At 46.9% G+C, this 12,442-nt stretch carries 14 protein-coding genes; 2 read left to right on the top strand and 12 right to left on the bottom strand.

Annotated elements, in window-relative coordinates; all coding sequences use genetic code 11:
• Positions 1–14 precede the first annotated feature (14 nt).
• The 5 genes from A2X74_RS06755 to A2X74_RS06735 all read right to left on the bottom strand — a co-directional run bounded on the left by A2X74_RS06755 (position 15) and on the right by A2X74_RS06735 (position 3,435).
• Positions 15–995, bottom strand: a complete 981-nt coding sequence (locus A2X74_RS06755) for an aspartate carbamoyltransferase catalytic subunit (RefSeq protein WP_293626408.1) — start codon at positions 993–995, stop codon at positions 15–17.
• Positions 992–1,498: a bifunctional pyr operon transcriptional regulator/uracil phosphoribosyltransferase PyrR gene (pyrR, locus tag A2X74_RS06750; protein ID WP_293626525.1), complete on the bottom strand. Its 507-nt coding sequence runs from the start codon at positions 1,496–1,498 to the stop codon at positions 992–994. The genes A2X74_RS06755 and pyrR overlap by 4 nt, the downstream gene beginning before the upstream one ends.
• Before the next feature lies 1 nt (position 1,499).
• The gene (ruvX, locus tag A2X74_RS06745) at positions 1,500–1,925 is read right to left on the bottom strand and encodes a Holliday junction resolvase RuvX (RefSeq protein ID WP_293626407.1); all 426 of its coding nucleotides are present in this window, start codon (positions 1,923–1,925) and stop codon (positions 1,500–1,502) included.
• Positions 1,918–2,457: a YqgE/AlgH family protein gene (locus A2X74_RS06740; protein WP_293626523.1), complete on the bottom strand. Its 540-nt coding sequence runs from the start codon at positions 2,455–2,457 to the stop codon at positions 1,918–1,920. Before A2X74_RS06740 ends, ruvX begins: the two co-directional genes overlap by 8 nt.
• Positions 2,458–2,616: 159 nt before the next feature.
• Entirely contained in the window at positions 2,617–3,435 is an 819-nt protein-coding gene (locus tag A2X74_RS06735) for a YdcF family protein (RefSeq protein WP_293626404.1), read from the bottom strand.
• 79 nt (positions 3,436–3,514) lie between these two features.
• On the opposite strand from A2X74_RS06735, the gene A2X74_RS06730 reads away from it, so the two are divergent.
• The gene (locus A2X74_RS06730; protein ID WP_293626403.1) at positions 3,515–5,005 is read left to right on the top strand and encodes a deoxyribodipyrimidine photo-lyase; all 1,491 of its coding nucleotides are present in this window, start codon (positions 3,515–3,517) and stop codon (positions 5,003–5,005) included.
• Between the two features lie 36 nt (positions 5,006–5,041).
• Positions 5,042–5,881 (top strand): symmetrical bis(5'-nucleosyl)-tetraphosphatase, encoded by an 840-nt coding sequence (locus tag A2X74_RS06725; RefSeq protein ID WP_293626401.1) that lies wholly within the window; start codon positions 5,042–5,044, stop codon positions 5,879–5,881.
• A gap of 35 nt (positions 5,882–5,916) precedes the next feature.
• On the opposite strand, the gene hemL is transcribed toward A2X74_RS06725, so the two are convergent.
• From hemL to lptE, 7 genes are all read right to left on the bottom strand, one after another.
• Positions 5,917–7,209: a glutamate-1-semialdehyde 2,1-aminomutase gene (gene hemL / locus A2X74_RS06720; RefSeq protein WP_293626399.1), complete on the bottom strand. Its 1,293-nt coding sequence runs from the start codon at positions 7,207–7,209 to the stop codon at positions 5,917–5,919.
• A gap of 54 nt (positions 7,210–7,263) precedes the next feature.
• The gene (locus tag A2X74_RS06715; protein ID WP_011902084.1) at positions 7,264–7,434 is read right to left on the bottom strand and encodes a rubredoxin; all 171 of its coding nucleotides are present in this window, start codon (positions 7,432–7,434) and stop codon (positions 7,264–7,266) included.
• Between the two features lie 14 nt (positions 7,435–7,448).
• Positions 7,449–8,924 carry a THUMP domain-containing protein gene (locus tag A2X74_RS06710; protein ID WP_293626394.1) on the bottom strand — a complete coding sequence of 492 codons (1,476 nt, stop codon included), beginning with the start codon at positions 8,922–8,924 and terminating at the stop codon, positions 7,449–7,451.
• Positions 8,925–9,001: 77 nt separating this feature from the next.
• Positions 9,002–9,427 carry a CopD family protein gene (locus tag A2X74_RS06705; protein ID WP_293626389.1) on the bottom strand — a complete coding sequence of 142 codons (426 nt, stop codon included), beginning with the start codon at positions 9,425–9,427 and terminating at the stop codon, positions 9,002–9,004.
• A 62-nt stretch (positions 9,428–9,489) separates the two neighbouring features.
• Positions 9,490–10,776 carry a glutamate-5-semialdehyde dehydrogenase gene (locus A2X74_RS06700; RefSeq protein WP_293626387.1) on the bottom strand — a complete coding sequence of 429 codons (1,287 nt, stop codon included), beginning with the start codon at positions 10,774–10,776 and terminating at the stop codon, positions 9,490–9,492.
• Positions 10,777–10,809: 33 nt separating this feature from the next.
• Positions 10,810–11,871: a DNA polymerase III subunit delta gene (holA, locus tag A2X74_RS06695; protein ID WP_293626385.1), complete on the bottom strand. Its 1,062-nt coding sequence runs from the start codon at positions 11,869–11,871 to the stop codon at positions 10,810–10,812.
• 19 nt (positions 11,872–11,890) lie between these two features.
• Positions 11,891–12,418 (bottom strand): LPS assembly lipoprotein LptE, encoded by a 528-nt coding sequence (gene lptE / locus A2X74_RS06690; RefSeq protein ID WP_293626383.1) that lies wholly within the window; start codon positions 12,416–12,418, stop codon positions 11,891–11,893.
• Positions 12,419–12,442: the final 24 nt, after the last annotated feature.

Raw genomic sequence — 12,442 nt, 5'->3', positions numbered from 1 at the left:
GCTCTTAATGTCGACTAATTGCCCGCTACGATGGACATTACCGCCATGCGCACCGCAATACCAAAGGTGACCTGATTCAGAATAACTGACTGAGGGCCATCGGCTACAGCAGAGTCAATTTCTACACCGCGATTCATGGGGCCTGGATGCATCACAATAGCATCGGGTTTAGCCAAAGCCAAACGCGTTGGCGTTAGTCCATACTGACTAAAGAACGCATCGCCTTCTGGGACTTGACCTACCTCCATGCGCTCCTTCTGGATGCGTAAGGTCATGACCACATCAACCCCCTTTAAACCCTCTTCCATACTGTGGAAAACCTTCACACCCAACATATCTAGGTCGCTTGGTAAAAGACTCTCAGGACCAATTGCACGAATATCCGTGCAACCTAAAGTTCTCAAAGCACAGATATTCGATTTAGCAACACGACTATGAACAATGTCCCCTACAATCGCCACCTTCAGACCGCTAAAGTCTTTCTTAAAGTGGCGCATCGTGTACATATCCAGCAGACCTTGAGTTGGATGTTGGTGACTACCATCACCGGCATTAACCACATGGACATGGGCAGGCACATGCTGAGCAATTTCAATCGGCGCTCTAGAAACACCATGGCGCACTACAAAAATATCTGCCTGCATTGCCACTAAGTTATCAATCGTATCTAAGAGGCTCTCACCTTTAGCCGTTGAAGACGTGGAGATATCTAAATTAATCACATCAGCTGATAAACGCTTTGCAGCAATTTCAAAAGTGGTACGTGTACGCGTAGAGTTTTCAAAGAACAAGTTGAATACACTCTTGCCACGAAGGAGCGGCACTTTTTTTACCTCTCTAGCAGGATCGGTAATGCTCACAAACTGCTGAGCAGTATCGAGAATGTGGAGAATGTGCTCTTTTGGCAAACCCTCTAAAGTCAATAAGTGGGTTAACTCACCAGCGGCATTAAATTGATTTACCGGAGTAATCACTGAATTATTAATGCCACTCATTCTGCACGCTCCTCTAACTGGAAGCTGAACTTGCCAGCACCATCTTTTTCTAAAACTAAAATTTGATTGTCGGGAATGGTCACTCGCTCTCCCACAAAGTCAGCCGCTATGGGCAATTCTCGATCGTCACGATCAGCTAAAACCATTAGCTCCACCTTTGCCGGCCTACCAAAATCAAATAACTCATTGAGTGCTGCACGAACTGTACGACCAGTCAGCAAAACATCGTCGATCAAAATAATGTTTGCGCCATTGACCTCAAAAGGAAGATGGGTAGACATGGTGCTGGCAGTGCGTAGTGCAGTCATCCCCTTCTCAGCATAATCATCCCGATGAAATGCCACATTAATCACGCCATAGTGAGATAAATTGAGATCCTTTGCCAAGCGTTCTGCGATCCAAGCACCACCCATTGCAAGACCAGCCAAATCAAATGAGTCACCAGCCTTTTTTCGCTGACTCAAAGTCTCTAGTAATTTCAGATAGGACTGCTCTGCATTCATCTCAACTAATCCAATTCTTCTCAAGAAAATACTGCTCCAAAATCAAGGCCGCAGACTCGGCATCCAAATTGTCTCGCATATCAGGCTCACCCTCCAAAACCGCCGAGGTATAACGCTCATCCACCCACTCCACCGGCAACTGAAAACGTCCGTTCAACTGATTACCAAAGCGACGGGCCTTAGCACTCATTTCATGCTCAGTACCGTCAGGATGGCATGGCAGGCCCACCACCAAGCTATTCGGTTGCCACTCTTTAATGAGAGTCTGAATAGCTCTAAAACGCACATCCTCGGATGGCTCCGCAATCATCTTCAAAGGCTGACCGGCTTTAGTCAGAGTATTGCCAACAGCAACACCAATACGCCGTGTGCCATAGTCAAAAGCCATGATGGTGAGCCCCTTATCCATCTTGGCACCCTTAGGCATGCCCTGCCTCACCCGATAAATGAGAGGGGTCAAATCCCAAAAGGCTCATCGTCCTTTCATAGCGCTGGCTAGAAGGCGTATTAAAAATAATTTCAATCATTTGTTGCTGGGACAGGGGCACGTTTATCCAACCATTAAGAGTAATCTCTTCTTCAAGCTGTCCAGCGCTCCAACCCGCATAACCCAAAGTCATCAAGAATTTACTCGGCCCAGAACCGGCTGCCACCGCCTCAAGCACATCCTTAGATGTAGTCATGGTTAGACCGCCCGGAACCGCCAAGGAAGAGCTGTAAGCCACCTCCGTAGTGGGCTCATGCAAGACAAAGCCGCGCTCAATTTGCACTGGGCCGCCAAAATAGACCGGCTGAACCGATACTGGCTCAGCTTCCAGCTTGACCTCAATTTTTTCAAATAAGGCACCCATATCAAGCTCGGTCGGGCGATTGATCACCAATCCCATGGCACCCCGCTCGGTATGCTCAAAAAGATAAATGACAGAACCCGCAAAATTGGGGTCAACCATCCCTGGCATGGCAATTAAAAATTGGTTTGCTAGATGATCAGCAGAGTAAGCAATTGAGGACCCAATAGCAGAAGCTTGGGTAGTCTGGGCGGGCGTTGTAGCTTGACCCACAGGGGCTTTTTTAGCCATATTCATGTGGGTTTATTTTACCGAATTCCCCCGCCTGAGCTAGATCTTTCCAGTAATCCAATAGGCTAAAAGCCCAATCCCTTCATGCATCGCCTTATTCCAGTTTTGCACACCATCCTCCAGGTCAAACTTACCCCAGCGTAGCTGGCTACTAGTTTGGTAGTCCACTGGAACCGGAATCACCTCAACCCCCTGTTTTTGGAAAATCTTTACCGACCTATACATATGTGATGCCGAAGTAATCAGTAGCCAAGGTTTTGGGGATGCATCAGCCTCTTTGGCAGCTTTAGCTCCCAAGTCCAAGATCATGGGCCTCATCAATATGACATTTTCATAAGTATTACGAGATTGATTTTCATAATGGGCGTTTTTATCTGGCAAACCCTGCTCCGCTACCAGCTGTTTGAAGGCATCCGCCTCTGAAATGCCCTTGGGAGAGAGGCGCCCGGAGAAGCCGCTAAAAATAAAAGGGAGATCGGGATACTTACGAATAAGCTCAAAGGCTTTGGTGACACGCTCAGCCGAGGAATAGATTGATATCTCACCACGATCCACTGCAATCTCGCCGCCCTCAATGGCACCGCCCAAAATAATGATCCCACCAAAGTCCGCCTCTGACATCTGCGCAAGCTGAACCTTGGGCACGCTATCTTCGAGAGTTCTTAAAAGGACTTCAGAAGTGGGCAACCATCCAACCAGCAATAAGTCTGCCAAAGCGAGTAGCAAGAATCGTTTGCACAAATGGGTTTTTCTAAGACTCAGAAATAACAGGCTGAGTACTACAAAAACAATCAACCAATTAAGTGGCTCAATGCAAAACTGCACCACTTTTGAAAATATGAAAAATAATGTATCCATTAGCTATCAGTCTATTTAATAAGCAGGATATTACTCGCAAGCCCAGCGAAGGTCTTCAATAAGCCCTAATATAGGGGCTATGCAAAAAGCTCTCGTTTGGCTCCGTCGCGACCTGCGTCTCTATGACAATGCAGCGCTTCACCACGCCCTTACCAATAACACCCAGGTCTGGATGACCTTCATCTTCGATACTGAGATCCTTGAACCGCTGAAGGTCGATGATCAGGCGAGCGGTGCTTTAACGCACGATCGACGCGTCGATTTCATTTGGCAGGGCTTACAACAAATCGATGCACAGTTGCGCAAACAGGGCGGCGGACTGATTGTTCAGTTTGGTAAGCCCACTATCTGCATTCCGAAGATTGCGGAGACATTGGGTGTTAATACCGTTTACACCAATCACGACTATGAGCCATCAGCAATTGCGCGCGATGCCTCTGTTGCAAAATCATTAGAGAAGCTCGGTATTGAATTGGAGACCTTCAAGGATCAAGTCATCTTTGAGAAGAAAGAAATTCTCACCAATTCCAATACGGTGTTCTCAATCTTCACGCCATACAAAAATAATTGGCTCAAGACGCTACAAGAAAAAGATATTGCGGCCTATGACTGCACACCCAAAAAAGGGCAATTCGCAGCCATCCCAAGCACTTTGGAATCCCCTCTCCCATCACTAGAGTCTATGGGCTTTAGCCCAACAGGTATTGAAACCTATCTACCACCAGGATCTGAAGGTGGCCAAAGCTTCTTAGAGGATTTCCTCCACCGCATAGATCAATATCAAATTGGCCGAGATTTCCCTGCGATTAAGGGTGTGAGTTATCTATCCACCCATCTGCGCTTTGGCATGCTCTCCATTAGGGGTTTAGTGCGCGAGGCTCATCGCCGCATGCTTGCTGGCAGTATGGGTGCGACGATTTGGTTAAGCGAGTTGATCTGGCGTGATTTTTATTTCATGATTTTGGCCAATCATCCACGCCTTGCTGAAGGCGCAGCCTTCAAGCCTGACTATGACAATATCGAATGGGAAAGCGGTGCCACTGCCAAGAAGTTATTCAAAGCCTGGTGTGATGGAAAAACAGGTTATCCATTGGTAGATGCAGCCATGCATCAACTGAATCAAAGCGGATATATGCATAACCGCTTACGGATGGTGGTAGCCAGCTTTCTGACTAAAGATCTAGGAATTGATTGGCGCTGGGGTGAGATGTATTTTGCAAAACACCTCAATGACTTTGAGCTATCTTCCAATAATGGTGGCTGGCAATGGGCCTCTTCTTCGGGATGCGATGCGCAACCCTATTTCCGCATCTTTAATCCAATCACCCAATCCCAGAAATTTGATCCCGAGGGAAAATTTATCCGTCGCTACTTACCTCAACTGGACAAGCTTTCCAGGAAGTCTGTTCATGCGCCTTGGGAAGCCGGTCATATTGAACTGGAAGCTGCCGGCATTCTGCTGGGTCGTGACTACCCCCTTCCCATCGTGAATCATGATGAAGCACGTAAAAAGACTTTGGTGCGCTATAGCGTAGTTAAAAAAGTGACTTCTGAGGATTCTGCAACTTAATCACGAGCTTTAGTTCGTTCCGCTTTAAGATAGAGTATGAGCAAGATTTATGCCGTCGGTGATATTCAAGGGTGTGCACCCTCGTTAAAGGCGCTCGTCAAAAAAATTCCGACTCAATCAAAGATGATTTTTTTGGGAGATCTCGTCAATCGCGGCCCAGACTCTTTAGGTGCTTTGCGCTACCTCAAGCAATTACAAGAAGACAAACGCATCGAGTGTATCCTAGGAAATCATGATCTCCATTTACTTGCGGTAGATGCTGGCATCCGCAAGACTAAGGGGTTAGATACCGTTCAACCTATTCTTGACGCTCCCGATAGAGCCGAATTGATTCATTGGTTAAGACATCGACCGATGGCTCTCAGCAATGGAAAAGTTGTAACTGTTCATGCAGGGGTTCTGCCTCAGTGGGATCTACAGCAAACTATTGAATGCGCACAAGAAGTAGAAAAAGCGCTCCGCAAAAAATCCTATAAAGATTTTTTGGCAAATATGTATGGCAACACTCCAACTAAGTGGAGTAACTCCCTTAAAGGTTATGAGCGTTTACGCGTCATTACTAATGCACTAACTCGCATTCGCTTTTGCACTCCCTCCGGCACGATGGAATTCGAGAGCAAAGAAGGTTTTGAGGATGGTCCCAAAGGTTATATCCCCTGGTTCAAAACCCCCAAACGAAAAACGCAAGACTCCCTTATTTACTTCGGACACTGGTCCACTCTAGGACTACTGCGACACGAGAATGTAATTGGACTAGATACCGGCTGCGTCTGGGGTGGAAAACTCACAGCCATGGAAATTCCAGGCTCAGGAAAGCCCAACAAGGATCTCAGAATAATTCAAGTGGATGGCTATGACCATCCACTCAGAATGTAATCCGACTACCTACATTAGTACTTAAGTAAATTCTCTTACAGCTTCTTAAATGCAGATTTTGCTGCAGCAATAATCTCTTCCAGAACTGCATTGTCATGAGCAATAGAGGTAAATCCAGCTTCATAAGCGGATGGTGCAAGGTAAACACCTTGATCCAGCATCAAGTGGAAGAATTTCTTAAACGCCTCGATATCAGTTTTAGTCACTGATTCAAAAGAAGTTGGGACTTCATTCGCAAAATAGAAGCCGAACATACCACCAACACTATCCACAGCGAAGGGCACACCTGCTTCGTCAGCAGCGAGCTTTAAACCTGCCATGAGCTTTTCAGTTTGGCCAGTCAAGCACTCATAGAAACCTTCTCTGGAAATAATCTCCAAGGTCTTTAAGCCTGCAGCTACTGCTACTGGGTTTCCTGACAAGGTGCCTGCCTGATATACGTTACCCAGCGGAGCGAGCTTAGACATGATTTCTTTTTTACCGCCAAAGGCAGCCATCGGCATACCGCCACCCATCACCTTACCAAGACAAGTGAGGTCAGGAGTAATGCCTTGAAGGGATTGGGCTCCACCTAATGCGACCCTGAAGCCAGTCATTACTTCGTCGTAAATCAATACACTGCCATGCTGACTTGTAAGCTGGCGAAGAGTCGATAAAAATTCTTTTGAAGGTTTAATCAGATTCATATTGCCAGCAAAAGGTTCAATAATCACCGCCGCAACTTGATCGCCCTGCTTCTGAAAAACTTCCCTCAACGCTGCTACATCGTTATATGGCAACACCAGCGTATGTTTTACTAGATCATGAGGAACACCGCCAGATGACGGTGCGTTTTGGGTTGAATCCGCAAAGGTCAAGAGGCCAGAACCGGCCTTAACTAACAAACTATCCGCATGTCCGTGATAACAGCCTTCAAATTTAATAATGAGGTCACGACCGGTATAACCACGCGCGAGACGCAAAGCACTCATCGTTGCTTCAGTCCCACTTGAAACCATACGCACCTGCTCAATACTAGGGACTAACTGGCAGATGCGTTCTGCTAATTCAATTTCACCTTCGGTAGGAGCGCCGTAGCTAAAGCTAGTTTCTGCGGCCTGCTTTACTGCTTCAACCACTTCTGGATTCGCATGACCTGCAATCATGGGGCCCCAAGACATAATCAAATCAATGTAGCGCGTACCTTCGGCATCCCAGAAATAAGGGCCTTTAGCTTTAGCGACAAAACGGGGGGTACCACCCACCTGACGAAAAGCTCGTACTGGCGAGTTCACCCCGCCCGGAATAGTCTTTTGCGCACGCTCAAATAAGATGTCGTTTTGTCCCAAGATGCTGCCCTACTTTCGCTAAAGTATTTTTAGTAATTGATTAATTTGGGGCGATTAGATCGCCATCATTTCAAAGTCTTCTTTGCGTGCACCGCACTCAGGACAAGTCCAGTTCATGGGGACGTCTTTCCAAAGCGTTCCTGGTGCAATGCCTTCTTCAGGCAAACCAGCAGCTTCGTCATAAACCCAACCGCAAATTAAACACATGTATGTTTTAAATTCCATCGCCGTCTTCCTTATCAATTTTTTAGTTTTAAATCTGCTGCCGCATCGCGTTTTTGATGCATCTCAAACTTAAACAACCTGCACTCCAGAGGGCCGTTAAATAAAGGAGTGCGCTTAGATTCCTTAATACGCAACTGCCCTGGTAAGGCCATGTCCGCTGTGAGTACAAAGACATTCCAACCACCAAATGTATCCTTGAGATGTTGGCCGAACTGTCTCAAGAACTCGACAAACTTAGGGTCTTGCTCTTCTTGAGCTTGTAACTTTTTGAGAGATTCACGACTAGAACGTTTAGCACTCTGACGGCCTGTTTCCAGATTAAAGGCATAGCGATCTTCTGGCTCTTCAGCTTGCTCATAGGAGTCACGCTCCATATCACCGTCTGCAGCACGATCCTGCCCTCTCCCACCTTTGATGACTAAGCGCTCACCATAAGGCGGATTCAAGAGCATGACACCCTCTTTAATATTCGATGGTGGCTTGCTAGCCAAGGCATCAATCTGACGAGTGACTGGTAGGCCAGGCAATTGAGCGCGCTGCCAATTACCTTTAAACATGGCCACTAGGCGCTCATTAATATCGCCACCACTAATCCCCAAAGATTCTGAAGCTGGGAACCGCTTACGCTTTTCCATCATTTCAGCATGTGCAGCATCTTTCAGAGAGCCCCAGCGTTTTTGCTCAGCAGCCTCGTTAAAAGGCTTGAGTCTTTGAAAGCCAAAGCCGTGGGTTGAGGTGACCAATGGACGATAAGCCAAGCGACTAGGCTTTGCATCATCGCCATACATTCCCGCCCGAATCGCTCCCGGCGGAATAGCCAAGGCCATTTGTGCAGCCTCAATCAAAAAGGTACCGCTACCGCACATCGGATCAAATAAAGTTTGGGAGGGTTTCCAACCAGTAATTGACAGAATGCCTGCTGCAAGATTTTCTTTTAAAGGAGCGTCGCCTTTTTCATCACGCCAGCCGCGTTTAAATAAGGCCTCGCCAGAAGTATCCAAATAGATCGTGGCATGAGTGGCCGTTAGATGGGCCTGGACACGCACATCCGGAAACGCAGTATCAATACTAGGACGGTCGCCAGTCACATCACGCAAGCGATCCACAATCGCATCCTTAATTTTCAAGGTTGCGAAATTCAGACTCTTCAATGGGGAGCGATGAGCAGTCACATCCACCCGCAAAGTTTGCTTAGATGAGAACCACTCCTCCCAAGCCAAACCACTCGCCAGCTTATACAAATCCTCTTCTTGACGATAGGGTGATTCCGCCATTTGCAGCAAGACGCGGCTTGCAATCCGTGAATGTAAGTTCAATGCCATCGCTGCAGAGATAGGGGCAGCCAAGCCTACTCCACCCGTTGGACTCGTCGGCGTTGGATCAATCACCCAAGCGCCCAGAGCTTTACAGTCAGGGCGCTGCGCAATACTTGCTAGCTCTTGTGCAAGAGGTACTTCTAATCCACCTGGACAAACAACAAAAAATCTCATGGGGCTAGCAATCTAAAAAGGGTAAAGAAAAAATAATAAAAACAATTAAACAGTTAACAGTTGTCTGTTGTTCGGCTCTAAGGCTTAATCACGACTACAGCCGTCACGATCAATAGAAGAATGACGGGCACTTCGTTAAACCAGCGATACCAAACTCCAGAGCGGGTATTAACACCATTGCGGAACTTTTTGAGTAGGCTCCAGCATGCATGGTGATAACCAATAACCAGGATGACAAAGAAAATTTTGGCATGCATCCAAACGTCACCAGCACCAATCTTGAAGTGCAGCCAAAGTGTCAGGCCCAAAAAGACTGCAGGTACTGCCAAAATAGTCATGAAACGAAAGAGGCGATCAGCCATGCCGAGAAGACGTGCATAGACTTCAGGATTTTTCTCATCCGCTAGGTTCACAAAAATACGTGGGAGATAAAACAAGCCTGCGAACCAAGAGGCAATCAAGACAATATGAAGCGTCTTAGTCCATAAATATGCATTACCCATGTTGAATAGTCTCCGTTAGGTATTTTTTATCGTTCTTTAATCGGGATTGATTAAGTACGCATTTAAGTACGAATTTCGCCATGACCCATGACGATGTATTTGAGTGAGGTCAAACCATCCAAGCCCACAGGGCCACGAGCATGTAATTTGTCATTGGAAATGCCAATCTCAGCACCAAGACCATATTCAAAACCATCCGCAAAACGGGTACTGGCATTGACCATCACGCTAGCACTATCGACTTCGCGCAAGAAACGATTTGCTTGGGCCTGGTTGTTGGTAATGATGGCATCGGTATGTTTACTACCGTATTGCTCGATATGGCCCATTGCCTCATCCATATCGGCAACAGTCTTAATCGACAAAATTGGCGCCAAATACTCTGTTTGCCAATCCTCTTCAACCGCATTAATTAGATTCTTGAATCCTGCAGCCTCCAGCGTGTTTCGGGTTTGCTCATCAACACGCAACTCCACACCCTTGTCTTGGTAGATCTTACAGAGCGCTGGCAAGACTTGAGGTGCAATGGTTTTGTTGACCAAGAGTGTTTCCATTGCATTACAAGGGGCATAGCGCTGGGTCTTGGCGTTATCGCAAACCTTAATTGCCATCGCGATATCTGCATCAGCATCAATATAGGTATGACAAATTCCATCCAAATGCTTAATCATTGGTACGCGTGCCTCTGCCATTAAACGGGCGATCAAACTTTTGCCACCGCGCGGCACGATCACATCAATGTATTCAGTCATGGTGATCATTTCACCGACAGCGGCACGATCTGTGGTTGTCACAACTTGCACTGCATCCATAGGTAAATTAGCGGCATCCAAACCTTCTTGAATCAATTGCGCCAATAACGCATTCGAATCAATTGCTTCCGAACCACCACGCAAAATGACAGCATTGCCAGATTTAAGACAAAGCGCCGCAGCATCAATTGTCACATTAGGACGAGACTCATAAATAATGCCAATCACACCGAGTGGAACACGCATCTGACCGAGTTCAATACCAGAGGCCTGTTTTTGTAATGGTGTTATTTTTCCAATCGGATCTTCCAGAGAAACAATTTGTTCCAAACCCAATGCCATAGACTCAATCGTCTTGGGAGTCATGGTGAGACGGTCAATAAAGGCGGCGTCTTGCCCATTGGTTTTTGCGCGAGCAACATCAAGCGCATTCACACGCTGAATTTCTTCAGCGCGCTCACGAACCAACTTGGCGATTCGCAATAAGGCTTTATTTTTCTGTTCGCTGGATGCCCGCGCCATCGCGCGTGATGCCTGACGAGCACGTCGGCCAATATCTTGCATCATTTGCTGAATGGTATTTTTTGAATTACTCATATATTTACTATGTCAAATTTAATATTGTTTTATCTAGCGCAATAGATTGCCCACTAAACGCAAACCATCCCAAGGATCTGCCGGTAATTCCGCCGCATGCAATCCTTTGGCCTGACGATCTAAACCTGCAGCAACCTGCATTGCTCTGCGCAACTTTAAAGGCTGCACCCGTTTTAGAGCCATAGGATATAAACGCTCTTTATTGCCCCAGATCCGGTTAGCGCGCATCAAATTCTGCACAGACTCACCAGCATCGCTTGCTGCCTTCAGTTTCGATAGTATCCGAAGCTCTTCAGTTACGCTCCACAGAATCAAGACCAAAGGTTCACCCTCACCCTTGAGACCATCTAACATGCGATTCAGGCGCGGCAGATCGCCAGCCAACATCGCTTCAGTTAATTCAAAGACGTTATAGCGAGCCACCTTCAAGATTGCTGACCGAATTTGTTCCTCGGTAAGCACGCCAGCAGGATGCAATAAACCCAGCTTCTGAATTTCTTGATGAGCGGCGATGAGGTTACCCTCTACCTGCTCAGCAATGAAGGCTAAAGCACGTTGCCCCTCTGGGCCTGACTGCACTTCTTGACCCTGCTTCTTTAGTCGCCCCGCAATCCATTGCGGCAATTGACTGCGATCCAAGGAATCCAACTGAATCGCCATACCCGCTTCATCCAAAGCAGTAAACCAAGCAGAGGTTTTAGTTTTACCATCCAATTTAGGCAGGATGATGCAAAAAATCGTATCCGGCCCCTCGGGTCCAACTGGCTGAGACTCGATTTGGGTAGAGAACTGCTTAAGCGCATCAGCACCATCACGGCCAGGTTTGCCGGTTGGGATGCGCAACTCCACCCAGCGCTTATCGCCAAATAAAGACATGGTTTGGCCAGCACTTAATAAAGCACTCCAATCAAACCCACGCTCTTGCAATAAAACTTCTCGATCGGTATAGCCCATTTTTTTAGCCGTGGCGCGCAACTGATCCATAGCCTCCATCATCAGTAAAGGCTCATCCCCGCTAAATATATACAGAGGCCTTAATGAAGCCGCCGAATTAAGTGACTTCAAATGAACCTGCAAGGCATCGCTCTTAACCATGCGATTTGCTCGTCATTCTTTAAAAGCTTCGAGCCTGTGGTGCTCGAGCAGAAGCAGAAACACGACGCAAAATCTGAACCGCTAAATCTCTACGCATTAAAGATAGAAATTGCTGCATCTGGACATCGGTCGCTAAAACGGTCGATACCGAGAAGTCCATGTCTCGCGTCATGTAGATCTCCGCTTCAGGCACGATATCTGCCCCAGCATTGTCATACGCCCTAAACCCAACTCGTATATTTAAACGATAGGCAGAGACTTGACCATTCGAGTTATAAGCCAAGATCTCACGACCATTCAGATCGCTAGTGATTTCCAGAATCAGATCGGCGTCTTTGGGATTGATTGCAATCTTTGCATCAGTACCCGTCAAAATGGCTGTCTGTAGATCGGCTCTTAGAGGTGGTGATGGGCTACCAGTAATTGCGATTACCTTAAACGGTAAATCAACCATGCCACGCAAACGATAGCCACAGGCGATCAGACCGCTGACTGGAGCTAGAGCCAGAAACCCAAGCAGAGTACGTCGAAGTTGATTTACGCGCATGTGTTTAGTTTCTATTCAAAAAAT

It is taken from the genome of Polynucleobacter sp. GWA2_45_21, from assembly GCF_001830325.1.
GTDB lineage: Bacteria > Pseudomonadota > Gammaproteobacteria > Burkholderiales > Burkholderiaceae > Polynucleobacter.
This window is presented reverse-complemented; position numbering and strand designations above follow the sequence as displayed.

What these genes read in the sequence shown, in the direction of transcription:
- A2X74_RS06735 (WP_293626404.1), bottom strand. Translation starts at nt 3,435, where the DNA reads ATGGATACATTATTTTTCATATTTTCAAAAGTGGTGCAGTTTTGCATT.
- A2X74_RS06705 (WP_293626389.1), bottom strand. Translation starts at nt 9,427, where the DNA reads ATGGGTAATGCATATTTATGGACTAAGACGCTTCATATTGTCTTGATT.
- A2X74_RS06755 (WP_293626408.1), bottom strand. Translation starts at nt 995, where the DNA reads ATGAGTGGCATTAATAATTCAGTGATTACTCCGGTAAATCAATTTAAT.
- A2X74_RS06715 (WP_011902084.1), bottom strand. Translation starts at nt 7,434, where the DNA reads ATGGAATTTAAAACATACATGTGTTTAATTTGCGGTTGGGTTTATGAC.
- A2X74_RS06725 (WP_293626401.1), top strand. Translation starts at nt 5,042, where the DNA reads ATGAGCAAGATTTATGCCGTCGGTGATATTCAAGGGTGTGCACCCTCG.
- holA (WP_293626385.1), bottom strand. Translation starts at nt 11,871, where the DNA reads ATGGTTAAGAGCGATGCCTTGCAGGTTCATTTGAAGTCACTTAATTCG.
- A2X74_RS06730 (WP_293626403.1), top strand. Translation starts at nt 3,515, where the DNA reads ATGCAAAAAGCTCTCGTTTGGCTCCGTCGCGACCTGCGTCTCTATGAC.
- ruvX (WP_293626407.1), bottom strand. Translation starts at nt 1,925, where the DNA reads ATGCCTAAGGGTGCCAAGATGGATAAGGGGCTCACCATCATGGCTTTT.
- A2X74_RS06710 (WP_293626394.1), bottom strand. Translation starts at nt 8,924, where the DNA reads ATGAGATTTTTTGTTGTTTGTCCAGGTGGATTAGAAGTACCTCTTGCA.
- lptE (WP_293626383.1), bottom strand. Translation starts at nt 12,418, where the DNA reads ATGCGCGTAAATCAACTTCGACGTACTCTGCTTGGGTTTCTGGCTCTA.
- pyrR (WP_293626525.1), bottom strand. Translation starts at nt 1,498, where the DNA reads ATGAATGCAGAGCAGTCCTATCTGAAATTACTAGAGACTTTGAGTCAG.
- A2X74_RS06700 (WP_293626387.1), bottom strand. Translation starts at nt 10,776, where the DNA reads ATGAGTAATTCAAAAAATACCATTCAGCAAATGATGCAAGATATTGGC.
- A2X74_RS06740 (WP_293626523.1), bottom strand. Translation starts at nt 2,457, where the DNA reads ATGCCAGGGATGGTTGACCCCAATTTTGCGGGTTCTGTCATTTATCTT.